This window comes from Streptomyces sp. NPDC044704, assembly GCF_056433525.1.
The window spans coordinates 585965-612126 of sequence record NZ_JBWKGY010000004.1 but is presented as its reverse complement, the minus strand read 5'-3'; the positions used below and the strand labels follow the sequence as shown (position 1 = coordinate 612126).

The following is a 26162-nucleotide window of genomic DNA, read 5'->3' as shown; positions in this document are numbered from 1 at the left end:
CCGGCGAAACCCCGTCATGAGAACAGGAACGTCCATGCCCTCCCGCTCCCCCTCTCCCCGCATGGGTCGCAGAGGATTCCTCTCCCTCACCGGCGGCGCCCTCCTGGCCGCCGCCGGATGCGCCCCCCAGACCACCGGCGCCGCCCGTTCCGGTCCGGTGGGCGCACTGCCCACCGGACCACCGCCCGCCGGAACCTCGCTGGCCGTGGCGGTACGGACCTCGCAGATCCAGCTGGCCACGTCGGGACTCGACAAGAACCTCCCCTTCAAGGTCTCCTCCTGGATCAACCTCAACGCGGGACCCGACATCATCCAGGGATTCCGCGCACGCTCCATCGACATCGCGAGCAATGCGGGAATTCCGCCGATCCAGGCCGAAGCCATCGGCGTGAAGGCCCGGATCGTGGCCGTACAGGAACGCCACCATCCCACCTACGTGTTCGCCACGGCGCCCGGCTCGGCCATCAGGACCGCCGAGGACTTCAAGGGAAAGCGGATCGCGTTCTCCCAGGGCCAGGCCCAGGGCGTGGTCGTCCTGCGCGCCCTGAAGAAGGCCGGCCTCGCCAACTCCGACGTCGAACTCGTGGCACTGCCGAGCACGCAGTTCCTCACCGCGCTCCAGTCGAAGCAGGTCGACGTCGCCCCGCTCGGCGAGCCGACCCTGACCAAGTACCTGACGCAGTACGGCAAGGACGGCGCCCGCGGCGTCCCCACCGAGGTCGTGGACCTCCTCACCGTCCTGTGGGCGCCCGTGGAGGTCCTGAACGACCCGGCGAAGGCGGCCGCCGTACGGAGCTACGTCACGCTCTGGGCGCAGGGCGTGGTCTGGGCGTGGGAGAACGCCGACCAGTGGATCGACGCCTACTACGTCAAGGACCAGGGCGTCAGCGCCGCCGACGGCCGCCGCATCGTCGACTCCCTCGCGAAGCCGCGGTTCCCGGCGAGCTGGGACAAGGCCATCGCCTGGGAGCAGGAGACCGCGGACCTGATGGCCGAAGGCGGCTTCGTACCGAAACTCGACGTCGCGGCGCTGTTCGACCGGCGCTTCGAGGGCCTCACGGCCGCCGCCGTGCCGGCCGGATACCGGGAGGGCGCATGACCGAGGCACTGACGGGCCCGCGCGTACGGGCGCCGGAGGCGGACACCGTGACGGCGGACCGTCCCGCCGGAACACTTCCCGGCGGCCCCGCGAAACCCGCCGGCTCGGCGCGGCCACCCGGCCCCGCCGCCGGACGGCGACCGACGGCCCGCAAGGCCCGCCGTCTGGGACCCGGCCGCGGCGTCCCCTTCGGCCGGCTCCTGGGGCCCGCCCTGCTCGTCGCCGTCTGGTGGGCGGCGTCCGCCGGGGGCTTCCTCGACCCGCGCATCCTGTCCGGACCCGACGCCGTGATCGCCACCGCCGGTGAACTCGTGGCGGACGGCAGGCTCCAGGGCAACGTACTCGTCTCCCTCCAACGGGCAGGCCTCGGACTGCTGTTCGGCGTCGTCACCGGGGTCGCCGCCGCCGTCCTCGCCGGACTCAGCCGCACCGGCGAGTACCTCGTCGACGGGCCGCTCCAGATCAAACGCGCCATCCCGTCGCTCGCCATGCTGCCCCTGCTCATCCTCTGGCTCGGCATCGGCGAGCAGATGAAGGTCACGGTCATCGCCCTCGGCGTCGCGGTGAACATGTACATCAACACGTACGCGTCGCTGACCAGCATCGACAGCCGCCACGTCGAACTCGCCGAGGTGCTCGGCCTGAGCCGGTGGCGCTTCCTGCGCAAGGTGGTCCTGCCCGGCTCCCTGCCCGGATTCTTCGTCGGGCTGCGACTCGGCGTGACCTCGGCCTGGCTGGGGCTGATCGTCGTCGAACAGATCAACGCCACCAGCGGAATCGGCTACATGATGTTCCAGGCCCAGCAGTACGCCCAGTCCGACGTGATCATCGTAGGCCTGGTCGCCTACGGGATCTTCGGCTTCTCCTCCGACGCACTGGTCCGCGCGATCGAAAGGAGGGCCCTGTCATGGCGACGTACCCTGGCGGGCTGACCGACACCCCGACCGCACCGGCGGGGACGCGCACCCCGGCCGCCGTGCGCACCAGCCGCCTGGTCCGCCGCTTCGGCGACCGGACCATCCTCAAGGAACTCGACCTCACCCTCGGGGCCGGCGAGTTCACCGCCCTCCTGGGCCGCAGCGGCTCCGGCAAATCCACCCTGCTGCGCGCCGTCGCCGGCCTCGACCACGACGTCGAGGGCTCGGGCGAGCTGACCGTACCCGAGCGGGTCTCCCTCTCCTTCCAGGACTCCCGCCTGCTGCCCTGGCTGCGCGTCCTCGACAACGTCACCCTCGGACTGCGCGGACCCGGCGTCCGCGAACGCGGCGTACGCGCCCTCTCCGAAGTCGGGCTGGAAGGCCGCGAGCGCGCCTGGTCCCACGAACTGTCCGGCGGCGAGCAGCAGCGCGCGGCCCTGGCCCGCGCCCTGGTCAGCGATCCCGAACTGCTCCTCGCCGACGAGCCGTTCGGCGCCCTCGACGCCCTCACCCGCATCCGCATGCACGGACTCCTGCGCGAACTCTACGAACGCCACCGCCCCGCGGTCCTCCTCGTCACCCACGACGTGGACGAGGCCGTCGAACTGGCCGACCGCGTGCTCGTCCTCGACCAGGGCCGCATTTCGGTCGACCTCGCCGTCGACCTGCCCACCCCCCGGAGCCGCCGCCACCCGCGCTTCCAGGAGTACCGGGACACCCTGCTCGCCGCCCTCGGCGTGTCCGAGCACCCCGCCCCCGCCGACCACCACCAGAAGGACGACCCCGATGTCACGAACGCCTGAGCGCAAGCGCCTCCACCTCAACGCCTTCCTGATGTCGGTCGGCCACCACGAGGCTTCCTGGCGGCTCCCCGAAAGCCCCGCCGACGGCGGCACCGGCATCGCGCACTACCAGAACCTCGCCCGCATCGCCGAACGGGGCCTGCTCGACTCGGTGTTCCTCGCCGACAGCCCCGTACTCCAGGGCGACCCCGGCCGACGGCCCTCCAGCAAACTGGAGCCGACCGTCCTGCTGACCGCGCTCGCCGCGGTCACCAGCCGCATCGGACTCATCGCCACCGCCTCCACCAGCTACAACGAACCCTTCAACCTCGCCCGCCGGTTCGCGTCCCTCGACCACGTCTCGAACGGCCGCGCCGGATGGAACATCGTCACCACCGCCGGCGCCGAGGCCGCACGCAACTTCGGCCTCGACGACACCCCCCTGCACCACGACCGCTACCGGCGCGCCGCCGAGTTCGTCGACGTCGCGACGAAGCTGTGGGACAGCTGGGCCGACGACGCCGTAGTGGCGGACAAGGAGGCCGGCGTCCACACCCTCGCCGACCGGGTCCGGCCCGTCGGCCACCACGGCGAGTTCTTCCGCGTCGACGGCCCCCTCAACGTGGAACGCTCCCCGCAGGGGCACCCGCTCCTCGTCCAGGCGGGCTCCAGCGAGGACGGCAAGGACTTCGCGGCCCGCTACGCCGAAGCGGTGTTCACGGCGCAGCAGACCCTCGACGAGGGGACCGCCTTCTACAAGGACGTCAAACGGCGCGCCCTCGCCCTCGGCCGCGACCCGGACGGCATCAAGATCCTGCCCGGGATCGTCCCCGTCATCGGCGATACCGAGGCCGAGGCCCGGGAACTCGACGCCGAACTGGACCGTCTCATCGTCCCCGAGTACGCGAAGCGGCAGCTCGCCCAGCGGCTAGGCATCGCCCCCGACGCCCTGGACCTCGACTCCGAACTCCCCGACGACATCCCCACCGAGGACGAGATCGAAGGCGCCAAGAGCCGCTACACCCTCGTCGTCGAACTGGCCCGCCGCGAACGGCTGACGGTACGGCAGCTGATCGGCCGGCTCGGCGGAGGCCGCGGCCACCGCACCTTCGCCGGCACCGCCTCCCAGGTCGCCGACACCATCGAGCACTGGTACGACAGCGGGGCCGCCGACGGCTTCAACATCATGCCCGCGGTACTGCCCTCGGGACTGGAGCGCTTCGTGGACCAGGTGGTCCCGATCCTCCAGGAACGCGGCCTGTTCCGCACCGAGTACACCGGCACCACCCTGCGCGAGCACTACGGCCTCCCGCGCCCCGCCGGCCGCCCCTTCGACGGCCCCGCCCCCCGCGCCGGCCTGGTGGAGGCACGGTGACGGGCTGTCCCACCGCCACGAAGGAGCCGGCCCCCGCGCACGACGCGGGGGCCGGCCCCGCCGCCCGGCCACCGGCCGACGGCTGGGCACGCCGGCTCGCCGGCTACTGCCTGCGCCACCGCACCGATCTCGTCCTCGCCTTCGGCGCCGCCGCCGTGGCCGCGGTCGCCACCGCCACCCTGCCCCTGGTCCTGCGCCACGTCGTCGACGACGTCGCCGCCGCGGACGGCGCCGCCCTCACCCCGTGGATCCTGCTCCTGGCCGCCGTCGGAGCGGTCCGCTTCGGAGCCTCCTTCGTCCGCCGCCACCGCTCGGGCCGGCTTTCCCTCGGCGTTCAGTACGACCTGCGCAACGACGCCTTCGCCGCTCTCCTGCGCTACGGCGGACCCCAGCAGGACAGCCTGCGCACCGGAGAGGTCGTCAGCAGGTCCATCTCCGACATCACCCTCATCCAGACCCTGCTCCAGTTCCTGCCCAACCTGACGGGCAACGCGCTGATGTTCTGCGTGTCCCTCGTCTTCATGGCATGGCTCTCCCCGCTCCTCACGGTCATCGCCCTCGTCGTCGGACCCGCCCTGTGGATGATCGCCCTGCACAGCCGGCGCACCCTCTTCCCCGCCAACTGGCACGCCCAGCAGGAAGCGGCCGAGGTGGCCTCCGCCGTCGAGGCCACCGTCACCGGCGTCCGCGTGGTGAAGGGCTTCGGCCAGGAGCGCCGCGAACTGCGCGGGCTGGAGGAACGCGTCCGCGCGCTCTTCGCCTCCCGGCTCCGCGTGGTCGCCTTCACCAGCCGCTACAACCCCGCCCTGCAAGCCGTACCGGCCCTCGGGCAGGTGGCCGTACTCGCCCTCGGCGGCTGGCTCGCCATGGGCGGCCGCCTGTCCCTGGGCACGTTCCTCGCCTTCACCGCCTACCTCGGCGCCCTCGTCACCCCGGTACGCCAGGTCGCGACCCTCCTCACCGTCTGGCAGCAGGCCCGGGCGGGCGCCGAACGCGTCCTGGAGGTCATCGACGAGACACCCGTGATCGCCGACGCGCCCGGCGCCCGCCGCCTCGGCCCGGCCGCCCCGGCCCTGTCCTGGCACGAGGTGACCTTCGGCTACGGCGAGGCCGCGCCCCTGCTCGCCGGGTTCACCCTGGACGTGCGGCCGGGGGAGACGCTCGCCCTCGTCGGCCCCGCCGGCTGCGGCAAGTCGACCGTCGCCGCGCTCCTGCCCCGGTTCTACGACACCCGGTCGGGCACCGTGTCCGTCGGCGGCCACGACGTCCGGACCCTGACCCTGGACTCCCTGCGGTCCCGCATCGGCTTCGTCTTCGAGGAGAGCCTGCTCCTGGCGGACACCGTCCGCGCCAACATCGCGTACGGGATCCCCGACGCGACCGACGCCCAGGTCCGCGAGGCGGCCCGGCTCGCCCGGGCGGACGAGTTCATCGACCGGCTCCCCGACGGATACGACACGGTCGTCGGCGAACAGGGCCTTACCCTCTCCGGCGGCCAGCGCCAGCGGGTGGCGCTCGCCCGGGCCCTGCTCACCGACCCCGCCGTACTCGTCCTGGACGACGCCACCTCCGCCCTCGACGCCCGCGTCGAAGCGGAGATCCACGCCGGCCTGGGGGAGGCCGGCCACCGCCGCACCACCCTCATCGTCGCCCACCGGGAGTCGACCCTGGAGCTCGCCGACCGCGTCGCCCTGATGGACGGCGGCCGGATCGCCGACATCGGCACCCCCGGCGAACTGCGCGCCCGCTCCGCCCTGTTCCGGTCCCTGCTGTCCACCCTGGGCGACCCCGAAGCAGCCGCGGGCCCCGCCGCCGCACGCACCCCCGGCGTTCCGGCCGGCGGCGTCACCGAGGAACTGTGGCGACGGCCCGACGGGGAAGGCCCCGGCCGCCACGAGGCCACCGCCGCCCGCGCCGCCAACGCCCTCGCCCAAGCGGCCGCCTCCGGCCCCGGCCGGGGCGGACCCGGCAGCGGGGTGCTCGGCTCCGCCCCGCCCGCCCCCGACCTGCTGGCCGCCCTCGCCCGGATCCCGCTGCCCGCCGCCGAGCCCGCCGTCCCGCTCGCCCAGGCCGTCGCCGGAGACCCCGCCTTCCGCCTCGGCTCCCTGCTGCGGCCCTTCCGGATCCCGCTGCTCGGCGGACTCCTGCTGGTGGCCGCCGACGCGCTCGCGCAGATCGCCGTACCCGTACTCGTCCGGCACGGAGTCGACAGCGGGGTCACCGGCCAGGCGCGGGGGGTCCTGTTCGCGGCCGCCGCCGCGGCGGCCGCGGTCGTCGCCGTGAACTGGCTCCTCGGCATCGCCCAGGTCCGCACCACCGGGCGCACCGGCGAGCGGCTCCTCTACACCCTCCGGGTCAAGACGTACGCCCAGCTACAGCGGCTCGGCCTCGACTTCTACGAACGGGAACTCGCGGGCCGGATCATGACCCGGATGACCACCGACGTGGACGCCGTGTCGAACTTCCTCCAGACCGGCCTCATCACGGCCGTCGTCAGCCTGCTGACGGTCCTCGGAGTCCTGGTGTCCCTGCTGGTCATCGACGCACAGCTGGCGCTGGTCCTGCTGGCCGCCCTGCCCCCGCTGATCGCGGCGACCGCCCTGTTCCGGCACTACTCGGTCCCCGCCTACCTGGAGGCCCGCGAGCTGATCAGCGCGGTCAACGCCTGCCTCCAGGAGAACGTCGGAGCCCTCCGGGTCACCCAGGCGTTCCGCCGCGAGGAGCGCAACGCCGAGGACTTCGCGGCCCTCGCCCGGGCGTTCGGCGAGTCCCGGCTGCGCGCGCAGCGGTACATGGGCACCTTCTTCCCCTTCGTCGAGTTCCTCGGCACCCTCTCCACGGCCGCCGTCCTCGCCGTCGGAGCCGGTCAGGTGGCCTCCGGCGGACTGACGGCGGGCACCCTGATCGCGTTCCTGATCTGCGTCGAACTGTTCTTCGCACCGATCCAGCAGCTCTCCCCGGTCTTCGACGGGTACCAACAGGCGGTCGTCGGCATGAACCGCCTGCGCACCCTGATGCGCACCCCCGCCGGCACCCCGCCGGCCGGCGAGCCGAGACCCGTGGGGGCCCTGCGCGGGGAGATCGAGTTCGACGACGTGTCGTTCCACTACGCGGGCGGGGCCGGCCGGGACGTGCTGCACGGCATCCGGCTGCGCATCGCCGCCGGCGAGACCGTCGCCCTCGTCGGCACCACCGGCGCGGGCAAGTCCACCGTGGTCAAACTCCTCGCCCGGTTCTACGACCCGGCCACCGGAGCCGTCCGCGTCGACGGCCACGACCTGCGCGACCTCGACCTGACCGGCTACCGGCGCCGGCTGGGCATCGTCCCGCAGGAGCCGCACCTGTTCGGCCACACCGTCCGCGACGCCATCGCCTACGGACGCCCGGACGCCACCGACGCGGAGGTGGAAGCGGCCGCCCGGGCCGTCGGCGCCCACGAGACGGTGGCCGGACTCGCCCACGGCTACCTCACCCGGATCGGGGAACGCGGCCGGGGCCTGTCCGCCGGCCAACGCCAGCTGCTGGCCCTCGCCCGGGCCGAACTCGTCGACCCCGACGTCCTGTTGCTCGACGAGGCGACCGCCTCGCTCGACCTCGCCACGGAACGGCGGGTCACCGCCGCCGTCGAGGCCCTCACCCGGCGGCGCACCACCGTCGTCGTCGCCCACCGCCTCACCACGGCCGCCCGCGCCGACCGGGTCGTGGTCCTCGACGCCGGGACCGTCGTCGAAACGGGCACCCACACCGAACTGCTCGCCGCACAGGGGCCGTACCGGCGCCTGTGGGACGCCTACCGGCAGGGCGGAACCGACACCGGTTCCCTCCGGGCCGGCACCCTCACCGATCAACTCGTCAACGGGAGTGCACGATGACCGACCACCGCCTGCTCGGACGCACCGGCGTCAAGGTGAGCCCGCTCTGTCTGGGCACCATGATGTTCGGGGCCCGCGGCAACACCGACCACGCCGACAGCGTCCGCATCATCCACCGGGCCCTCGACTCCGGCATCAACTTCGTCGACACCGCCGACGTGTACTCGGCGGGGGAGTCGGAGACCATCGTCGGAAAGGCGCTCGCCGGAGGCCGCCGCGACCGGGTGGTGCTGGCCACCAAGTTCCACGGCAGCCTCGGCGAGGACCCCAACGAACGCGGCAACAGCCGCCGTTGGATCATCCGCGAGGTCGAGAACAGCCTCCGCCGCCTCGGCACCGACTGGATCGACCTCTACCAGGTGCACCGGCCCGAGCCGGAGACCGACTTCGACGAGACGCTCGGCGCCCTCAGCGACCTCGTCCACCAGGGCAAGATCCGCTACATCGGCACCTCCACCTTCGAACCGTCCGCGATCGTCGAGGGCCAGTGGATCTCCGAACGCCGCGGCCGCGAACGCGTGGTGACCGAGCAGCCCCCGTACTCGCTGCTCGCGCGCGGCATCGAACGCGAGGTCCTTCCCGTCGCCCAGCGGTACGGGCTCGGCGTGCTCAGCTGGAGCCCCCTCGCCGGCGGCTGGCTGTCCGGCCGCTACCGCAAGGGCGCCGCACAGCCCGCGTCCAGCAGGACCGACCGGCAGGCCGAGCGCTTCGACATCGCGGACCCCGGGAACGCCGCCAAACTCGACGCCGCCGAAGCCCTGGCCCAGCTCGCGGAAGAAGCCGGACTGACCCTGGTCCAACTCGCCCTGGCCTTCGTGCTGGAACACCCCGCCGTCACCTCGGCCATCATCGGGCCGCGCACCTTCGAGCAGCTGGAGAGCCAACTGGGCGCCGACCGGGTGCGGCTGAGCGACGACGTGCTCGACCGCATCGACAAGATCGTCCCGCCGGGCACCAACCTGTCCGCCCGGGACGGCGGTTACCTGCCGCCGGCGCTGTCCGACCCGCGGGCGCGCCGCCGCCCCCGCGGCTGACCGTACTGCCACACCTCGGAATACCGACCTCCGGACCGCTCGCTATCGTGATCCGTCCGGGCTCCCGCGCGGGGACCGCCACGACGACCCGTCGCGGCGGTCCCCGCGCCGCCGTGTCCCCGTGTGCCCGAGTCCGGCGAGGACCGGCAGGGAAGCCGACGCCCGGTACGAAGACGGATGGTGTTCTGTGGAGGGGTCCTTGAACAGGTCAGGTACGGGCGGTGCTCCCACCGCCGCGACCGTGTGCGTCATCGGTGCGGGTCTGTCGGGTCTGGCGGCCGCACACGCGCTCTCGGCCGCGGGAATCGACTTCGTCTGCCTGGAGAAGGCACCCGACGTCGGGGGGATATGGCGCCGGCCGGGAGCCGGCGAGCCGGGCCCCGGATACGAGTCGCTGCACCTGAACACCGCCAAACAGCTCACCGGGTACTCCGGCTTCCCGATGCCGCCCGAACTGCCCCTGTACCCCCGGCACAGCGATGTCGCCGCCTACCTGCGGTCCTTCGCCGAATGGGCCGGGCTGCCGCCCCGCATCGAGCTGCGCACCGAGGTGCTCTCCGTACGCCAAGGAGACGACAAAGACGACAACGTCTGGACCGTCACCAGCCGGGACGCCGGGGGAGGGGTCACGGAGCGGCGCTTCGGGCACGTGGTCGTGGCCTCGGGCCACAACACCGAGCCGTCGCTGCCGGACCCCCTGCCGCCGGGCGCCGGATCCTTCACCGGCAGGATCCTCCATTCCATGGACTACCGGGACGGCGGCGACTTCGCGGGGCAGCGGGTCGTCGTCGTCGGACTGGGGGCGTCGGCCGTCGACATCGCCGCGGACCTGTCCCGGCACGCCGCACGGACCCTGCTGTCCGTCCGCCGGGGACTGCACATCGTGCCCAAGCAGCTCTTCGGCACCTCCGTGGACCTCATCGCCGACGCCCCGTGGTGGAGCGAGATGTCCTTCCCGGAGCAGCGCCGCTTCGTCGAGCAGTCACTGCTCGTGGCGCGCGGGAAGCTGTCGGACTACGGACTGCCGGAGCCCGACCACCCGGTCTTCTCCTCGGCGGTGACCATCTCCGACGAGATCCTCAGCCGGATACGGCACGGAGGGGTGGTCCCGAGGCCCGCGATCGCCTCCCTCGACGGCGGCAAGGTGTCCTTCACCGACGGAACCACCGAGGAGGCGGACGCGATCGTCTACTGCACGGGCTTCCGCATGGCCTTCCCGTTCCTGCCCGCCGGATGTCCCGCGGGCCCGCGGCAGGGTCCCGTCGAGCTGTACGAGCGGGTCGTCGCACCCGACCGGGCCGGCCTGTACTTCGTCGGCCTGATCCGCCCCCACGGCTCCGTCACGCGGCTCGTCGAGGCCCAGTCGCGGTGGGTGGCCCGGATCGTCGCCGGGGAGGTGACCCTGCCCACCCCGGAGGCCATGCGGGAGGAGGTGGACGCGTACCTGAGCGGGATCGAGGCGCGCTACGGGATGACCGAGGGGGCCTGCATCCAGGTCGACGTCGGCCCGTACCTGCGTGAACTGCGCGAGCTGGAAGGGGCGTAGGCCGCACGGCGGCGGACGGCAGTGGAGCGGCCCGGCGGGTTGGCCACCGGGCGGCTCCACCGCCGCCGAGAAGCGTCAGTGGCCGGCTCGCGCCCGCCGCAAGGACGGGCCGGCCGGCGGCCTGACCGCGTACGCCTCCGAGGAGATGTACGCGTTCACCCGCGGCGGCCGGCCCTGCTGGTGCGCCAGCCCCAGGTAGGCGATCAGCCCGACACCGTCCGTCAGCCGCCGGGAGGTCACCGCCGCCAGCGAGCGGACGAGGGGGGCCGCGTCGATGCCGTGGTGGCCGAGCACGGCCACCGCACGGTCGAGGGCCTCCCCGTCGTGCCGGGCGTAGTCGCGGACCGGTACGTGCAGGGTGAACCCGCCGGGCAGGGCGGTCTCCGTGTCGGTGAAGGCGTGGCAGGTCAGGCCCGGCCGCCGGTCGAGCGGTTCGTCCGCTCCGCCGGGGCCGCCGGTTCCGCGTCCGGAAGCGGTGCGGAAGAAGCGCTCGATCTCCAGGCGTTCGGGGGCGGCGCCCGTGCGGGACAGGCCGGGGGCCTCCGCGGCCGAGAGGCCGTCGTGCGCGAGGTAGACCTTCACCCGCGGCTCGTCCCAGTCACCCAGGTCCAGGGCGAAGAAGAGGTGGCGGTCGCCCGGGGGGAGGGCCTCGAACGCCTCCCGGTGGCCGAGCCGGCGCAGCGCCTCGCGCACCGTCGCGGCGGAACGTTCCTGCCCCGATGCCGCGGGGTTCAGGTACACCTTGACCTTGGGCACGCCGCCGGGGAGCAACTCCAGCGCGCACCACAGCGCCAGCGGGCCCTGGGGGTCCGCGGGGAAGAAGAGGTCCTCCAGGACGTCCAGCCGCATGGTGTCGAATCCCCAGCGCCGCGCCGCCCCGCGCACGGCCCGCAGGCCGGCGCGGCCGTTCTCCGCCAGGCTGCCGGCCCCGTACCCCGGCTCCAGCAGCACGCGCAGGACCGGCTCCGCGCCGGGTGCGAAGGAGAGCGAGTACTCCACCGGCGTGTGGTCGTCCGAGAGGAAGGTGTCGGCGGGCGGCAGGCCGAGGGGCCGTCCGGCGGCGGAGCCCAGCAGGGCGAGCAGGGTCCGTGCGTACTCCGCGGAGTCGGCCCCGCCCAGCCCCACGGCCTCGCACAACCGCAGCACCTGTCTCGCCGCATGACCGCCGAGTGATTCTCCATCAGACGTATGCGGAACCGAGAGCGGAGATGTGGACTCCGCCGCTCCCGTCATGGACGGGAGCGGCCGCGCCGGAGACCGCCGGGCGGGGCGTGCGCTGAACGGGCCCACCCCGGTGCGCTGTTGCATGACAGTGGCGGCGGCGGACATGTGATCCACGGCACTCCTTCACCTCGCGTAGCAGAAACAAAGCTGCTGACTACCCGCGAAGCGGAACCATCATGCGGTGGTGATCGGTCACTCGGAGTTTGGCTGGATCACTTGGTCAGCCAGTTCAGGAACTGGCTCCACATGCCGCCGCGTTCCCGTCCGCGGCCCGAGCCCGCCGTCCCGCCCGACTCGGCCGAGGGGGTACCCGGGTGCTCGTGCGGAGCCGCCCGGCCCGCCGTCCTGACGGGGGTGAACCGGGTGGGCAGCGTGACGAGACCCCGGTTGAAGGGGCCGGGCCGCCAGACGAGACTGTCCTCGGGCACGGCGAGTTCGATGTCGGGGAGCTGGTTGAGGAGGTTCTCCACGGCGGTCACGGTGATCTGCCGGGCGGGCTCCTTCGACGGGCAGGCGTGCGGTCCCGCGCTCCACGACAGGTGGGCCCGGTTGCTGCCGGCCTGACGTGCGGCCGTCAGCGCCGGCCCGGTGTTGGCGGCCGCGAAACTCACCAGCACCAGATCGCCCGCGCGCAGCTTCTCCCCGGCGAACTCCATGTCGGACGCCGGGTAGTGCGGCGCGTAGTTCGACATCGGCGGGTTGTCCCACAGCGTGTCGTCGAGGGCCTCGTCGATCAGCCCGCCCCCGTCGGCGTACCGGTCGTCGGTGAGCAGCCGGTGCAGGAGGTTGCCGATGAGATTGCGCAGCGGCTCCGCGCCCGCGCCCAGCAACAGGGCGAGCTGATGGACCATCTCCTCATCGGTGAGGGCGGCCTGATGTTCCATCAGCCACGACGTGACGTCGTCGCCGGGACGGGTCCGCTTGAGCGCGACCAGTTCGCCGACGGCCTGGAACAGCACCTCGGTGGCCCGCTCGGCGTTGACCCCGTCGAACATCCCGGATATGCCGAACAGGACCCGGTCGCCGATCTCCGCGGGGCAGCCGAAGAGTTCGTTGAACACGAACAGCGGCAGCTGCTTGGCGTAGTCGCCGAGCAGGTCGGCCGAACCGCGGTCACCGAACTGGGAGATGAGGTACTCCGAGATCTTCCCGGTGCTCCGGCTCAGTGTGCGCGGGTCGACCCGCGCCATGCTGTCGGTGACGGCCTGGCGCAGCCGCAAGTGCTCGGCGCCGTCCGTGAACATGCAGTTGGGGCGGTACGCGAGCAGCGGGGTGACCGGGCTGTCCGCCGGCACCCGGCCCTCGCCGAGGTCCCGCCAGCGCCGCGCGTCCTTGCGGAAGGACCCGGAGTCCTGAAGGAGTTGCAGCGCCGCCGAGTAGTCGGTGACGAGGGTGGCCTCCACCCCCGGAGCGAGCTCCACGGGCGCGGCCGGGCCGTAGTGCCGCAGGTAGGCGTAGTACGCCTGCGGGTCGGCCGCGAACCCCGGTCCGTGCAACGGCACCCGGCCGCCGGTCATGTGGGCGGGGCACCCGGGCGGGGGCACGGGTGCGGTGGGGGTGGGTCGAGCGTTCATTCCTGCTCCTAGTGAGCGCGGTCCAGCAAGTAGCGGACGAGTGTGATCAGTGCGGCGGCGGACGATTTCTCGTCGCGCGCGTCACAGGTGACGACCGGAGTGTCGGGGAGCAGGTCCAGCGCCTCGCGCAGCGCCCGCTCCTCGTGGCCCGGCGTGCCGTCGAAGCGGTTGATGGCGATCGCGTAGTCGAGCCCGTAGTGCTCGATCAGGTCGATGACGGCGAAGGAGTCCGCGAGCCGTTCGGGATCCACGAGGACCAGGGCCCCGAGGGCGCCGCGCGCCATGTCCTCCCACATCTGCACGAAGCGCTGCTGGCCGGGTGTCCCGAACAGGTACAGCACCACGCGTTCGCTGATGGTCAGGCGGCCGAAGTCCATGGCCACCGTCGTGGTGGTCTTGCTCCGGACCCCCTTGAGGTCGTCGAACGACTCGCCGGCGCGCGTCATCGTCTCCTCGGTGGACAGCGGGGGGATCTCCGATATCGCACCGATGAAGGTGGTCTTGCCCACGGCGAAGTGACCGACCACGAGGATCTTCACGGCGGTCTGCGTCGCTCCGGCGCGAACGTACGCCTGCTCAGCCAAACTTGGTGCGGAGCCCATTCAGCACCTCCTCCAGGATGTGCCGGTCCGTGAGCGGGGCGCGCTGCACGGGAGGTCGGGTGATGAGGTAGCCGCCCTCGGTGAGGGCGGAGAGGAGGATCTTCACCACGCCCATGGGCAGCCGTGTGTGCCCCGCGATCTCGGCGACCGAGAGGTAGCCGGCGGTGCACAGGTCCAGCAGGCCCTGCTCCTCGGGGGACAGCTGGGTCGGACGCTGCTGCTGGTCGCCCGCCGCGGTGACCAGGGTGATCAGGGACAGCTTCGCCTCGTCGGGCAGGCCGCGTCCCTTGGTGATGACATAGGGACGTACTAAATCCGCCTCGGGCTCCAGTCCGTCGAACCCGGTCATGACCGGGCGCCGAGGTTCTCGCGCGGCGGTGTCGTCAGCGCCTTGCCGAGCTGGCCGACGAGCTGCTGCATCCGGAAGGTGATGTCCTGCATGTCCACGTCCGGCGAGGCCGAGACGCCGAGGTACGCGCCCTCCCCGGCGGAGATCAGGAAGACCCAGCCGCCGTCGAACTCGACCAGCGTCTGCCGCCACCGCATGTGGCCCGCCTCGATGAAGAACCCGAGCGAGCGGCTGAGCGACTGCACGCCGCTCATCGCGGCGGCGACCGTGTCCGCGCCGTCCTTGTCGAAGTCCCTGGTCCTGGCCATCAGCAGCCCGTCGGCGGAGACCAGGACCGCGTGCAGCGCCCCGGGTATCTCCAAGGCGCTGTCAAGCATCCATGACAGATCGTTGTTCACGAGAACTCATGCCCTTCGCTGCTCGCATCACGTGTGCTGCTCGATTGACCCGCCGCGTCCGCGGGCGTCGTCCTGCCGGACAGCGTGCCCCGCTGGAAGGCCCCCATGATCGCCGCGGCCTCCGCGTCGGAACGGCCCGCCGACGGCGTGCCCGACGCGGTTCCGGGCACGATCGCCATCGGCCGCTTGCGGCTGCGCCGCGGCAGGCCGTCGACCGTCGAGGACGTGCTCACCGCCGCTTCGGGACCGCCGGAGAGCGTGGCGGAGCCGGAGACCGGCGGGGCCGGCGACCTGCGCTCCGGCATGCCGGTGAGCAGCTCGTGCGGCAGGAGGAGGACCGCGCGGACGCCTCCGTACGGTGAGCTGGAGTCCACGGACACTTCGAAGCCGAAGCGCTCGGAGAGCACGCCGATCACCGCGAAGCCGAACTGCGGGGGGCTGCCCAGTCCGGAGACCCCGGAGACCCGCTCGGTCGACAGGAGCTTCGTGGCCCGGGACCTCTCCTCGTCGTTCATGCCGACACCGGCGTCGTCGACGACGATGCAGATTCCCTTGGGGACGGTCCGGATGTTGATTTCGACCACGGTGTCCGGGCTGGAATAGCTGGTGGCGTTGTCGAGCAGCTCGGCGAGAGCCAGTGCCACGGGTTCGACGGCCCGGTTCGTGATGCCGAAGTCGACCTGCGAAAGGATTTCGACCCGCCGGAAGTGCCGGATCCTGCCCTGCGCACTGCGGACCACGTCATAAACCGAGGCGACCTCGCGCTGCCGGCCCAGCCAGCCGTCGCACAGCACGGCGATGGACTGCGCGCGCCGACCGAACTGAGAGTTCGTGTGGTCGATCTCCAGGAGGTCCTGGAGAATGAGGGACTCGCCGTACTTGTTCTGCAGCCCGGAGAGGACCGACTGCTGTTCGGCGGCCAGGCCCTGGAGTGTCCGCATCGCGGACTTCAGGACCGATTTGGTCGCGTCCTGGGCCTGTTCCTTCTCGGCCTGGACGGATGCCGAGAAGCTGTTCTCCAATGCTGCGTAGTGCGTTCTCATCTCGGCGATCTCGTGCCGCAGGTCCCGGGCCGCCCGGCGTTGGCGAACAATGACGGCGACCGCGCCGACGACGGCGGCGAGAAGGGCCCAGAGCACTGGGTTCTGTATGTAATACGTCATAAGACTCTCTTCAGGCGACTGACGGCCAGTTGCTGAATTCCGTCAATGCGGGTGGACCGGCGGACCGTCCGTACCGGGGGCACCGACCGGAAGGTCGCCGTGGTCGGAGATGTCGTTTTGCGCCCATCCGCCGCTCCGCAAGCGCGATGATCGTATCACTGGGTGTCAGTAGGTGACCGACCGTCACCATGGGGCTTGCTGAGGCCCATTGGCCCGATCCGGCAGGCTCCGCCGGATGTCAATGCAGTACGGGACGAACTTCTCTCAACCGAAGTTCCGCCCGGCCCGGCGCGGTGTCCGATAAAGGTCATCTACGGCTTTCGGTGCTCGGTGGCGGCCCGGCGATCCGCACGGTGCGAGTTCGTCGGCATTCGTGGATGGCCGGGAATTGCCGTCGTGTATCCCTGCGTACCGACCGGATGGTGGGACGAACGCGGTGCGACTTCGCGCAGCGTCGAGCGAAAGGCGGGCCGTCGTCACCGGATCGCCGCCGCGCCCCGATGGGCGGCGCCCCCGGAAGGCGAGAGCCCGCCGGGAAATTCCGAGCCCGCCGTCCCCCGCGGTGACAGGATGCCGCGCAGGCGGGAGGTGCCCGCCGAGGGGCGGGCGGTGGGCATGCTGGACGGGCTGGACGCAGTGGACTGGAAGGCACTGGAGACGGTGCAGCCCGACCGGCCGGCGACCGAGGTACCGAAGGCGCTCCGCCGCCTCGGCCGGGAGGACGCCGCCACCCGGCCGAAGGCGGTGGAGCGGGCCTGCGTCGATCTGCAGGACCTCCTCCTGGGCTGGAAGCAGATCACCAGCGCGGCCACGGCGGCGCTGCCCTTCCTCGTGGACCTCGTCCTCGCCCCGGACGGGGCCGCCCGCCCGGACCTGGTCGACCTCCTCGTGTACCTGGCCGAGAACGCCGGGAGCGCCGAGAACGCCGAGAACGCCGAGGACGCCGAGAACGCCGGGGCCGCCGACACCGGGGCCGGTGACCCGGCGTCGGTGGACCCGGGCTGGGGCGCCGCCTGGCGCACGCAGGGGCCCCGCCTGCACGGGCTGCTCCGGGACGCGGATCCCGCGATCCGGCGGTCCGCGCTCCAGCTGTTCGCCGGCCGGACCGGTCTCCTCCTCGACCGGTGGCGCGAGGAGACGGACCCCGCCGTCCGCGTGGCCGTACTGCTGAGCCTGGGCGAGGCCGCGGCCGCCGAGGACCCCGCGCACGCCGTCGTCACCGAGGTGCGGGCCCTGCTGGACCGCGTCTTCCGGGCCGAGGACCGGGTGATGCGGGTCGCGGCCGTCGTCGCGACGGCGCACCTGGACGCCCGGTCGCCACAGCGCGCCTACCCCGTCCTCCTCGACGCCCTCACCGACCCCGCGCTCGCCCCGGCCTTCGAGGCGGTCTGGTACCTCCGGGACTGCGAGTACCCGTACCACCGGGACGACGTCGCAGCCCGGGTGGACCACCTGCTGGAGCCCGACACGCCCGCACGGGCCCGGTTCGTGACCGACCTCGCGGCGGCCGGGAACCGGACGGGCGACGCGGGGCTGCGCCGGTGCGCGCTGGACCTCGGGTGGCGGCTGCTGGTGGACCGGCCGTCAGCCGCCGACGCCCTGCTGCCGGTGGCGGCCGCGCTGCTGGACGACCCGGACGACGGCGTGCGCTACAGGGCGGCGCACCTGATGGCGGTGCTCGGCCGCCGCGCGGCCCCGCACGCCGACCGGCTCGCCGGCCTCCTCGACGACCCCGGGGAGGCGGAGTACTTCGACGGCACCGTCGGCGGCCACGCCCGGTGGGCGCTGACCAGGATCGGGGACCCGCGCGCCCTGCCGGACCTCGTCGAGCGGCTCGTCGCCCCGTACCGCGACCTGCCGGGCAGGGGCTACGCCCCGGCCGACCCGCGGCAGCCGGACGTCGCCGACGTGCTCCGGCCCCTGCGCGAACACGCCGCGCTGCTGCTGCCCGCGGTGCGCGAGGCCCTGCGCGACGAGATCGCGCGCGGCGGATGGCTGGTCACGGACCTGCGGGAGGTGCTCCTGGCGTGGGGGGAGGACCCGCTGCTCCCCGGGGAGACGATCCCGTACCCGCAGTGGGCCCCGCCGCCGATGGAGCGGGAGCGGGCGGAGGCGACGGTACTGGCGTTCGCCGTGGGCGGGGAACCGCTCGACTGGACGTTCGCCCACGCCCTGGCCGCGCTCGACCGGCACGACCCCCTCGCCCCGCCGGTCCGCGCGGCGCTGGAGGCGCTGACCGCCGGGGACCGCAGGGTGTCGCGGTACGGCGACTACCGGGCCATCCTGGAGGACGAGGAACTGCGCGCCCGTATCGGGGCGACGCTCACGGGCGGCACCGCGGCCATGCGGCCAGGCGCTACCGCGGACCGGCGGCACCGCGGACCGGGCCCCGCGGACCGCGGATGAAATGATGGCGCCGTGCCAGCCATCGGAACGACCGCCATCGTGATCGAACTCCCCACCGCGAACGTGCTGTTGGAAGCGGCCCGGCAGGTGAACCCGGCCCTGGTCCGGCCGGGCCTGCCCGCTCACGTGACCCTCCTCTACCCGTTCGTGCCCGCCGCGGAACTCGGCGACGACACGGACGGGGCGGTCCACCGGCTGGCCGGCCCGCTCCCGCCGACGGACGTCGTGCTGCGCCGGACGGTGACGGCTCCGGGTTTCGTCGCGGTCGACGCCGCCGAACTCGGCCCGGCCGTCCGGACGTTCCACGACGCCTGGCCGCACCTGCGCCCCTACGGCGGCCGGTTCGGGGAATCCCCGTTGGCCCACGTCACCGTGGCACTGGGCGGGGACGACGTGGAAGCCCGGCAGGTGAGCGACCGGCTCGGCCGCCTCCTTCCCCTCCGGGCCCGGGCGGAGGCGGCCCACGTCGTCGTCCTGACCGACCGGGGCTGGCGGCGCAGGCTCTCCGCGCCGTTCTCCTGACCGCCCCGGCCGGTCCGCCGGACGCGTCGACCGCCTGCCGGGGCGCGGTACCGCGGGGGCGGGCGCGCGGCCCGCTCCCGATCAGGGGCGGGTGGCACCCAGGAGCAGGGCGAGCGCGGTCTCCCGCAGACGGGCGTCGGCCCCGGCCGTACGGCGGCCGGTGATCCCGGAGCGGAACAGGGACGACCCCTCCATCAGCATGACGAACACCTCCGCCCGGTCGTGGGCCTCGGCCGCGCTCAGGTCCGGCGCGTGCTCCCGGACGAACGCCGCCACGTGCGCGGCGTACTGGCCGTAGAACGCACGGACCGCCGCGGCCGCCTCCTCGTCGTGCGCGGCCAGCGCCCACACCTCGGTGAACAGCCGTACCAGGCGCGGATCGTCGTGGTCGGACAGGACGCCGTCGAGGAGGGCCCCGTGGCCGGCGCCGTCCGCGCTCGCGAGGGCGAGGCCCGTGACCCGCTCAAGGGAGGAGGCGAGGACCCGGTCGAGGAGCGCCGACAGGAGGGCGGAACGGGCCGGGAAGTAGTACTGGAGGTGACCCAGCCGGACACCGGCCTCCTCGGCGACGGCCCGCAGGGTGAGTTCGGCCCCTCCGGAAGAGGTGAGGACGCGCTCGGCCGCGTCGAGGAGGGCCGTACGCCGCTCCCGGCCCTTGGGCGTCGGCCCCGCCGCGGCGCTCATGCGGCGGCCCCGGCCCGGCCGCGGTCCGGACCGAAGGCGTCGCCCTCCGCGTCGAAGGCGAGGCCGACACCGTGCGCGGCGAGCAGCTCGACCGCGCGGGCCGGATCCGGATGCTGCTCCGGGAAGACCACGCCCCGGGGAGCGGGGGAACCGTCGGTGCCCAGGACGCGGCGCAGGCCCAGCACGGCCCCGACGGCCGTCAGGTGGTGCTGCCCGAGCGGGTCGGTGACGGTCGCGGTGCGCGTGCGCCCGCGGTGGGTGACGTCGACGCGCAGCCGGGCCGTTCCGCCGTCGCCCGGCGAGTGCAGCAAGGCCCGGCGCGCCGGCGCCCAGCGCTCCCCGCCGGCCCAGCGGAAGAATCCCGTACCCCGCAGCGCGAGGAGCGCCCTGGTCGCGGCCGGGGAGCTGAACCCGATGCGGGTGGCCGCGGTGGTGGTGCCGAGGGTCAGCGGCAGGGTGAACTGCTCCGGGGTGTCGATGCGCGCGACCCGTACGGGCGCTCCGCCGATGCGGACCGTACGGGCCTCCGTCATCGGGGAGGCGAGCCGGCGCCTCCCGCCGTCCACCACCTCGAACGCCACGCCCAGCCGGTCCATGAACTCGACGGAATCCGCCCCGGCCCGGTCGGCCATGTCCCAGCGCACCGCGATCTCGACCCGTTCGGCGCCGCCCAGGTCCCCGGCCAGCGCGGCGGCCACCAGGCTGCTGACCCCGCCCATCCAGGCGGAGGACAGCAGCACCGGCGCGGCCGGCCGCAGCAGCGCGGCGACGGTGACGGCCCGCTGCATCCGGCCCGTCCACCGGGTGATGTCGACGTAGGGCACGCCACCGGCCGCGGCGGCGTGCAGCACCCGGTCGTCGGGGTCGTTGACCGAGCCGACGACGGCCCGGACGGCCGCCCGGAAGGGAGCGGGGTCCGCCAGGTCCCAGGCGCGCACCTCGCCCCCGACCTCGGCGGCCAGTGCCCTGCCGCGGTCGGGGTTGCGGCCGGTGAGCAGGGTCGGGGTGTCCACGGCCAGGATGCGGGCGATCTCGGCGCCCACGGTGCCGTAGCCGCCGGTGATCAGGACGGGGCCGGAGGGGTCCGGGCGCAGCTCGTCGATCGGTTCGGTGATCATGAGCCACACTCTAGGTCAGATGACCTAAAAATGCGATTCCGGCTGGGCCCGCCAGAAGGCGCACTGGTGGTCCGTCTCGAACGACGTACCCGTACGCGTCGCCCCCGGGGCGAGGGTCAGGACGCTCACGGCACCCGCCCCCGCCGCCGGCGGCCACGCCGCCTGACCCGGTACGACCGGGCTGCCGAAGCGGGCGAAGGCCCCCCAGTAGCGCTTCATCGCGGTCGCGAGGGCGACCTGAACCGGCGTCAGCGGCCGTTCCCCCATGGTGAAGTCGTGCAGGTAGGCGAGCTCCGCGCTGTGCGCGTTCGACTGGTCCAGCCCCGGTACCCGCGCCCCCGCGAGCGTGGGCGAGTCCGGGTCGTCGAACTCGTACGCGTACGTCGGCACCTGACCCGCGAACAGCCGAGCCGTCCACGCCGTGTGGCAGGCGAACGTGGAGTCGGTCATCACCGCCGACAGCGCCAGGTAGGGCGAGCCGTGCTCCGACACCGGATAGCGGGCCAGGACCTCCGGCCCCGCCGCCCCGTACCGGGCGAGCACCTGCGCCGCGTACTGCTCCGCCGTCAGGTACGGCTGCGTCAGCGCGACGAAGAACCGGGCCTCCGAACGGGTGCTCCCGATCAGCACCGGCACCTTGTTCCAGGCCCCGCTCCCGATGGCCCGGGCCGGCGCGACCGGCAGCAGCCCGTCACCGGAGGCCGGGCCCGACGTGGGCACCGTACGCGCCGCCTCGACCAGAGCCGGACCCGCGGCGGAGCGCAGGCACGCGGGGACCCCGGCCGGACCGGCGCAGCCCGCCCGCGCGGCGAAGGTCCGCGCCTCCGCCTCCGCCCGCGCGGTGTCCGGCGTACCCAGCAGCGTGCACGGCCCGCTCTGCAACACGGCCCGGTGGAACAGTCCCGCGGCCGACGGCGCCGCCAGCAGGGCGCAGACGGAACCGCTGCCCGCCGACTGCCCGGAGACGGTGACGCTCCCAGGATTCCCGCCGAACGCGCCGATGTTCTCCCGCGTCCAGCGCAGCGCCGCGATCTGGTCCATCAGCCCGAAGGAACCGGAACGGCGCCCGTTCTCGGCGGCCAGCTCGGGCAGGCCCAGATAACCGAGCTGTCCCAGCCGGTAGTTGACGCTGACCACGACGCTCTGCGTGAGCTCGGCCATCGTCCGGCCGCCGAACTGGGTCCCCGTGCCCTGGCTGTACGCACCCCCGTGCATCCAGACCACCACCGGAAGCCGCGCTCCGGGACGGGCGCCACGGGGCCGGTACACGTCCAGGTACAGGCAGTCCTCGCTGACGGCCGCGGGGTCCCGCAGCCCGAACGGTGAGAACTGCAGGCAGGCGGGGGCCTGCCGGACCGCCTCCCGCACCCCCTTCCACCGGGCCGGCGGCTGCGGCGCCCGCAGCCGCGCCGCCCCGACCGGGGGAGCGGCGTACGGGACGCCGAGGAACTCCTGCGCCCCTTCCCGCTCCTGCCCGCGCAGGCCGCCCTGCGCGACGGCCACCACCGGGCGGGAGGATCCGCCCGGCAAGGCGGTGGCCGGGGCCGCCGGGACGAGCAGCGCCGCCAGCGCGAGGGCCGTACCGAACAGGGGTCGTACCGCAGCCGGCCGGAGCAGCCGCTGCCAGGTCCACTTCATGCGTCCGTCCTCCAGGAAGGGCGAAGCGGCCGGGGCGGGGCGCGCCCCGCCCCGGCCGGCGGGTGGGTTACGGGCGGAGCCCGGCGAGCAGGACGGAGGCCACGGCCCGGTCGGCCGGTCCGGCGTTCCAGTCGGGGTTCACGGGACTCACGGCGATCTTGCCCGCGCTCAGGGCCTCCAGGTCACCGCCCTTGGCGGCGGGCCGCAGGGCCACCTTGACCGACACCTTCCACGTGCCGTCGCCGGCATCGGTGTAGTCCGGCTCCAGCACGGTCTGCGGGTCCTGGAAGGTGGTGGCGACCCCGGCGGCCGTGCCCTTGCCCTCCGCTCCGACGACGGGATGGTTGACGTTCAGGCCCACGCCCTCGGGCAGCAGCGGACCGGACCGCGCGCGGGCGCGCAGCCGGTCGATCAGCTTCACGGCGAACTCCATCGTGGGACCCATCGCGTTGACGGTCGTGACCGGGTCGGGCACGGACAGGCCGCCGGTGCTCAGCGCGATGGCCGGAACCCCGGACTCCAGCGCGGTGACGGCGCCGCCGACGGTGCCGGAGTGCGTGGCGAGCCCGGCGACGTTCGGACCGAAGTTCGTACCGGAGACCACCAGGTCCGGGGCGCGGTCCGCGAAGACCTCCGCCAGCCCGAAGGCCACCGAGTCGCCGGGGGAGCCGTCCACGGCCCACACCTTCGGCTCCGGGTGCTTCACCGTGACGGTGGGTGCGTTCGCCATCTTGGTGCCGGCGCCGCTCTGGTTGGTCAGCGGGGCGACGATCGTGACGTCGTGTCCGGCCGCGGTCAGGCGCTCGTACGCCTTGCGGATGCCCGGGGCGTTGTAGCCGTCGTCGTTCGTCAGCAGGATCCGCAGCGGCCCGGCGGGCGCGGCCTGCGGTGAGGCGTTGGCGGGAGCCGTGCCCGCCAGGGCGGGCGCGCACAGCACCAGGGCGGCCAGCGGCAGAACTCGCTTGCGTCTCACGGAGTGCTCCTCAGGAGAAGGGATTGGAGATGCGGGAGGGAACGGCGAGGGCGGGGTGGAGCCGGGCGGTGACCGGCGGGCGGGCGACCCTCGGCGCCCGCCCGCCGGAGCGCGGACCGGCCCGGTCACGTGACCGGGCCGGGGGAGGTCAGCGCACGCTGCGGATCGGGAGGATCGCCAGGGCGCCGATCAGGGACAGGGCCCCGCCGACGAGGAACAGCGGGGTGTAGCCGCCCAGGGCCGTGACCACGGCCGAGGCGACGAAGGGGGCGATGATCTGCGGCCCCGCGTTCGCGATGTTGAGGACGCCCATGTCGCGGGCGGCGTCCTCGGCGCGCGGCAGGACCAGGGTCACGAGGGCGGTGTCGACGGCCATGAAGCAGCCGAACGCGAGCCCGTTGAGGGCGCTGAAGACGAGCATGCCCGTCCACGTCGGGCTGACGACCGGGATCGCCATCACGACGCCCGCCAGCGCCGCGGACACCCCGACGAACACCTTGCGGCGGTTCCACCGGTCGGACAGCAGACCGCCGACGACGGTGGACACGGCCATCGCGACCATCGACACCGGGGTGAGGACGGCCATCGCGGCGGGCGGCGTCAGCCCGGCGGGCAGCGCGATGTGGTCGTCGAGGATGTACAGCTGGTAGCCGACGACGGAGAAGTACCCGAGGACCATCAGGGCCCGGCCGATGAAGGCCCACCGGAAGTCGTGGTGGGCGAGGGCGGAGAGGAAGGCGGCCCACTGGGCCCCCTTCGGCGCGGCCGGCGCGGGGTCCTGCGGCCCGGTGCGCGGGACGTCCCGGCAGAACGTCGTGAGCAGCACGGCGGCCAGGGCGACGATCGCGCCGAAGACGAGGTATCCGGTGCGCAGGTGCTCGGCGGTCCCGGACGCGACGAGGACGCCGACCGTGCCGCCGATCGGCAGCCCGAGCCCCACCAGCGCGGACGCGGTGCCGCGTCGGACCGCGGGGACCCGGTCGGGCACGATGGCGGTGACGGCGGCCTGGTAGACGTTCATGGTGGCCTGGACCAGGCACCAGCCGATGCCCACGAGCAGGGCCGTCGTCACGCTCCCCAGGAAGGCGAGGCCTGCGAGGGAGCCGAGGGCGCCGCCCAGCACCCACGGACCGCGGCGCCCGCTGCGGTCGGAGAGCGCGCCCGCGATCGGGTTGAAGGCGGTCGCGAAGATGGCGCTGATCCCGCCGATCAGGCCCAGGACGGCGACCTTGTCGTCGGGGGCGATCGCGGCGATCTGGGTGGGCAGGAGTACGGAACCCACTCCCATGTAGACCGCCATCATCGCGGAGTTGGCGACCAGCAGCAGGGGCAGCAGCGCGCGCTGGCGAGGTGGTTCCGCGGCTGCGGGGGCGAGCGGGCCGGCGACTTCGTTCGTGGCCATGACGACTCCTCGGGGGACGGTGCGGGGAGGTGACGAGCAGCGGTCGAGCGTGGGGGAGGGGCGCCGCGGGGCGGCAGCGGGGCGGCGGGCGGCGGGGCAGGGGTGTTGCCGGGAGCCGCGGGCCGATGAACCCGTTCACATGATGTTGTTACACGTGTCACCAACGGCGCTGGACACTGTGTAGCACCCATTTGGAGGCTCCGCCAGGCCCTGTGGACCGACGTTGTGCAGATCGTGACCGGGCGGAGACCCGTCATGCCGTACCGGATGCCATGACGTGTAACCGGTCGGTCCAGGCCGCCTGGCGCGCCGGACGGGCCGGAAACCCTCTTGCCCTTGTGGTGGCGTTGGCGCATCGGCCATACTCCGTGCCGCGCAGCAATCGGTCCGTGGCCGTCCGTGGCCGTCCTCGTCCGTGGCCGTCCCGTCTGTGGCCGTCCCCGTCCGTGGCCGCCGTGGCTGTTCCGTTCGCGCCCACCCATCCCCAGTGGTGTGCTCCCGGCCGTCTCCCCCTGCGTGCCCGCTCCGTCGGGATCGCTGCCCCGCGCACCGCATCCCCGCGGTGGCCGTGCGTCACCCCCTCGCGCCCCGCCCCCGCCCCCGCTCCTGCCTCGCCGCTCCCGCGACTGCCCCGCGTTCCTTCCCGCCCGGGCAGCTGACCGTGAAAGGCCCGCCATGCAGCACTCGCCGTCGCACCCCGTCATGCCCCCGCCCCACCCGGCGCGGCCACCCCGGCACCGGTTGCCGGCGCCCCCGCCCCGGCACGCGCTCGTCAGCGGGGTGGCCCTGCTGCTCGCGTCGGTGGCTACCGCGCTGTGGCTGCGCGTCGACCCGCGCCCCTTCTTCCAGGGGATGGACGACCGCTGGGCCGCCTCCGTCGGTGCGGCCTCGGGCGAAAGGTCGGCCGAGGGGTTGCTCCTCGTCCTCGACCGGCTCGGCGGCCCCCTCGGGCTGGTGCTCCCCCTGGCCCTGATCGGCTGCCTCTGCGTCTACGGGCGCTGGCGGTCGGGGCTGTTCGTCTTCTGCGTCTCCGTCGTCGCCAACGTGCTCGTGGTGCTGCCGCTCAAGCAGCTGGCCGACCGGCCGCGCCCGCCGCACCCGTGGGTCCTGGTCAACGACGGCTCGTACCCCTCCGGCCAGGTGTTCAGCGCCGTGACCTTGGTGTTCGTCGTGGCCGTGGTGGTGTTCCCGGGCCGCGCGCGGCGCTGGTGGTGGCCGGTCGCGGGGGCGTACGTGCTCTCGATGATGGGGAGCCGGACCTGGCTGCACGCCCAGTGGCTCAGCGACACGTTCGCCGGGGTGCTGCTCGGCGCGGGGGCCTGTCTGGTGCTGTGGCGCGCCTTCGCGCCGATGCTGGAGACGGAGGCGGAGCGCATGGCCTCGGACAGCCTCTGGCTGTGACCGGACGGCCGGAGGGCTCGCGGCCCGGCATGTAGCGAATCATTGACGTTCGCAAAAGATGCGACATAGTCTCGGTGGTGTCG

21 protein-coding genes are annotated in these 26162 nt (G+C 73.5%); 10 read left to right on the top strand and 11 right to left on the bottom strand.

Translation table 11 applies throughout. The annotated features are described in order from the left end of the window. Positions 1-34 precede the first annotated feature (34 nt). The 7 genes from AC07B0_RS13645 (at position 35) to AC07B0_RS13615 (ending at position 10625) form a co-directional block, all read left to right on the top strand. Positions 35-1099 carry an ABC transporter substrate-binding protein gene (locus tag AC07B0_RS13645; RefSeq protein WP_478898142.1) on the top strand — a complete coding sequence of 355 codons (1065 nt, stop codon included), beginning with the start codon at positions 35-37 and terminating at the stop codon, positions 1097-1099. Continuing rightward, positions 1096-2031, top strand: a complete 936-nt coding sequence (locus AC07B0_RS13640; RefSeq protein ID WP_478898140.1) for an ABC transporter permease — start codon at positions 1096-1098, stop codon at positions 2029-2031. The genes AC07B0_RS13645 and AC07B0_RS13640 overlap by 4 nt, the downstream gene beginning before the upstream one ends. Then, positions 2007-2819, top strand: coding sequence for an ABC transporter ATP-binding protein (locus tag AC07B0_RS13635; RefSeq protein ID WP_356881164.1), 813 nt, complete (start codon positions 2007-2009; stop codon positions 2817-2819). Before AC07B0_RS13640 ends, AC07B0_RS13635 begins: the two co-directional genes overlap by 25 nt. Then, positions 2803-4173 (top strand): LLM class flavin-dependent oxidoreductase, encoded by a 1371-nt coding sequence (locus tag AC07B0_RS13630; RefSeq protein WP_356881166.1) that lies wholly within the window; start codon positions 2803-2805, stop codon positions 4171-4173. The genes AC07B0_RS13635 and AC07B0_RS13630 overlap by 17 nt, the downstream gene beginning before the upstream one ends. After that, positions 4170-8045 carry an ABC transporter ATP-binding protein gene (locus AC07B0_RS13625; RefSeq protein ID WP_478898137.1) on the top strand — a complete coding sequence of 1292 codons (3876 nt, stop codon included), beginning with the start codon at positions 4170-4172 and terminating at the stop codon, positions 8043-8045. The genes AC07B0_RS13630 and AC07B0_RS13625 overlap by 4 nt, the downstream gene beginning before the upstream one ends. Next, positions 8042-9079 carry an aldo/keto reductase gene (locus tag AC07B0_RS13620; protein ID WP_478898136.1) on the top strand — a complete coding sequence of 346 codons (1038 nt, stop codon included), beginning with the start codon at positions 8042-8044 and terminating at the stop codon, positions 9077-9079. The genes AC07B0_RS13625 and AC07B0_RS13620 overlap by 4 nt, the downstream gene beginning before the upstream one ends. A 199-nt stretch (positions 9080-9278) precedes the next feature. Next, positions 9279-10625, top strand: coding sequence for a flavin-containing monooxygenase (locus tag AC07B0_RS13615; RefSeq protein ID WP_478898134.1), 1347 nt, complete (start codon positions 9279-9281; stop codon positions 10623-10625). A gap of 75 nt (positions 10626-10700) precedes the next feature. On the opposite strand, the gene AC07B0_RS13610 is transcribed toward AC07B0_RS13615, so the two are convergent. The 6 genes from AC07B0_RS13610 to AC07B0_RS13585 all read right to left on the bottom strand — a co-directional run bounded on the left by AC07B0_RS13610 (position 10701) and on the right by AC07B0_RS13585 (position 15935). Next, entirely contained in the window at positions 10701-11771 is a 1071-nt protein-coding gene (locus tag AC07B0_RS13610; protein ID WP_478898132.1) for a tryptophan dimethylallyltransferase family protein, read from the bottom strand. A gap of 290 nt (positions 11772-12061) precedes the next feature. Then, the gene (locus AC07B0_RS13605) at positions 12062-13423 is read right to left on the bottom strand and encodes a cytochrome P450 (protein ID WP_478898130.1); all 1362 of its coding nucleotides are present in this window, start codon (positions 13421-13423) and stop codon (positions 12062-12064) included. Between the two features lie 8 nt (positions 13424-13431). After that, complete coding sequence (locus AC07B0_RS13600) at positions 13432-14025, bottom strand: GTP-binding protein (RefSeq protein WP_356881178.1); 594 nt, start codon at positions 14023-14025, stop codon at positions 13432-13434. Next, complete coding sequence (locus tag AC07B0_RS13595; RefSeq protein WP_356881180.1) at positions 14000-14374, bottom strand: DUF742 domain-containing protein; 375 nt, start codon at positions 14372-14374, stop codon at positions 14000-14002. The genes AC07B0_RS13600 and AC07B0_RS13595 overlap by 26 nt, the downstream gene beginning before the upstream one ends. Next, positions 14371-14772, bottom strand: coding sequence for a roadblock/LC7 domain-containing protein (locus AC07B0_RS13590; RefSeq protein WP_356881182.1), 402 nt, complete (start codon positions 14770-14772; stop codon positions 14371-14373). Before AC07B0_RS13590 ends, AC07B0_RS13595 begins: the two co-directional genes overlap by 4 nt. Beyond that, positions 14769-15935: an ATP-binding protein gene (locus AC07B0_RS13585; RefSeq protein ID WP_356881184.1), complete on the bottom strand. Its 1167-nt coding sequence runs from the start codon at positions 15933-15935 to the stop codon at positions 14769-14771. Before AC07B0_RS13585 ends, AC07B0_RS13590 begins: the two co-directional genes overlap by 4 nt. A 570-nt stretch (positions 15936-16505) precedes the next feature. Here AC07B0_RS13585 and AC07B0_RS13580 point away from each other — a divergent pair. Together AC07B0_RS13580 and AC07B0_RS13575 are read left to right on the top strand one after the other, a co-directional pair. Further along, on the top strand, positions 16506-18341 hold the full coding sequence (locus AC07B0_RS13580; protein ID WP_478898128.1) for a hypothetical protein: 1836 nt from the start codon (positions 16506-16508) through the stop codon (positions 18339-18341). Positions 18342-18353: 12 nt separating this feature from the next. Then, positions 18354-18863 (top strand): 2'-5' RNA ligase family protein, encoded by a 510-nt coding sequence (locus AC07B0_RS13575; protein WP_478898127.1) that lies wholly within the window; start codon positions 18354-18356, stop codon positions 18861-18863. Between the two features lie 81 nt (positions 18864-18944). Here AC07B0_RS13575 and AC07B0_RS13570 read toward each other — a convergent pair whose 3' ends face one another. The 5 genes from AC07B0_RS13570 to AC07B0_RS13550 form a co-directional block, all read right to left on the bottom strand. Next, on the bottom strand, positions 18945-19547 hold the full coding sequence (locus tag AC07B0_RS13570) for a TetR/AcrR family transcriptional regulator (RefSeq protein WP_478898125.1): 603 nt from the start codon (positions 19545-19547) through the stop codon (positions 18945-18947). After that, a complete protein-coding gene (locus tag AC07B0_RS13565; RefSeq protein WP_478898123.1) occupies positions 19544-20665 on the bottom strand; it encodes a saccharopine dehydrogenase family protein in 1122 nt (373 codons plus the stop codon). The genes AC07B0_RS13570 and AC07B0_RS13565 overlap by 4 nt, the downstream gene beginning before the upstream one ends. Positions 20666-20689: 24 nt before the next feature. After that, positions 20690-22303, bottom strand: a complete 1614-nt coding sequence (locus tag AC07B0_RS13560; RefSeq protein ID WP_478898121.1) for a carboxylesterase/lipase family protein — start codon at positions 22301-22303, stop codon at positions 20690-20692. A 67-nt stretch (positions 22304-22370) separates the two neighbouring features. Then, positions 22371-23276, bottom strand: a complete 906-nt coding sequence (surE, locus tag AC07B0_RS13555) for a 5'/3'-nucleotidase SurE (protein WP_478898119.1) — start codon at positions 23274-23276, stop codon at positions 22371-22373. Positions 23277-23424: 148 nt separating this feature from the next. Further along, positions 23425-24678: an MFS transporter gene (locus AC07B0_RS13550; RefSeq protein WP_478898117.1), complete on the bottom strand. Its 1254-nt coding sequence runs from the start codon at positions 24676-24678 to the stop codon at positions 23425-23427. Between the two features lie 675 nt (positions 24679-25353). On the opposite strand from AC07B0_RS13550, the gene AC07B0_RS13545 reads away from it, so the two are divergent. After that, complete coding sequence (locus AC07B0_RS13545) at positions 25354-26079, top strand: phosphatase PAP2 family protein (RefSeq protein WP_478898115.1); 726 nt, start codon at positions 25354-25356, stop codon at positions 26077-26079. Positions 26080-26162 lie beyond the last annotated feature (83 nt).